Origin of the sequence: Devosia geojensis (assembly GCF_000969415.1) — a bacterium.
GTDB classification, from domain to species: Bacteria; Pseudomonadota; Alphaproteobacteria; order Rhizobiales; family Devosiaceae; genus Devosia; species Devosia geojensis.
Genome location: NZ_JZEX01000188.1, coordinates 1 through 902 on the forward strand (window position 1 = coordinate 1; position 902 = coordinate 902).

General features: G+C 65.9%; 1 protein-coding gene. It reads right to left on the reverse strand.

Annotated features, from left to right (window positions below):
- A partial coding sequence (locus VE25_RS20405) for an ABC transporter permease (protein ID WP_152664693.1) occupies nucleotides 1-499 on the reverse strand: 499 nt, incomplete at its 3' end.
- Between the last annotated feature and the right edge of the window lie 403 nt (nucleotides 500-902).

Below are 902 nucleotides of genomic sequence, written 5' to 3' on the forward strand. Positions count from 1 at the left end.
CACCCACCCAGCGCAGCCGCGCATAAAAGATCGCAAGCCCGACGAGGCCGAGCCAGAACGCCGGCACCGAATAGCCCAGCAGCCCGACGACGCGGATCGCCTGGTCCGTCCAGCTGCCCTGGCGGCTCGCGGCCGTCACCCCCAGCGGCACGCCGAGCGCCACCCCGATGAGGATGCCGAGCGTCGCCATCTCGAGGGTCGCGGGAAACACCCGGCTCAGATCCTCGATCACCGGCCGCCCCGTCGAGACGGACCGGCCGAGATCGCCGGTCAGCACATCGCCGACATAGTTGAAGAACTGCACCGGCAGCGGCTGGTCGAGCCCCATGGCGACGCGCGCCGCCTCATAGACCTCCGCCGTCGCCCGGTCGCCGACCACCGCCAGCACCGGATCGATGGGGATCACCCGCCCGATGAAGAAGGTGATGGCAAGCAGCCCGAGGAACGTCAGCGCGATGGTGATGAAGAAGCCGGCGACCCCTCCGATCCCGCGCAGCACCCTGCGCCGTCCAAGCGCTGAGGCGGTGCCCGTCGCACCCGACGCCCCCACCGGTTCCGTTTGCGGCTCGAAGCTCACCCGCCCCAAATCCTCTTTCAAAAACAATAGTCTGCCACCAGGCGAGCGCTCGCCGGCGACCGTCACAAACCGTCACATTTCGCTTGGATCATACAAGAAACTTTGCTTATATCAAAAAAATTTTGGTGAAAGCGCGTTGGTGGAGGGAGCTTTGCACAAACATCGCGACATCCCCGATGTCATCCCGGCGAAGGCCGGGACCCATCCTGAGATGCCTCGCCAGCCGCAAGGTAGGTGTGGCTGGCACGATGCCAAACCGCACTCGCCGTTCGCTCGAAAGCGTTTCGGCTTCGCCCCCCTCCCCCTTGAGGGGAGGGGTCGGCGA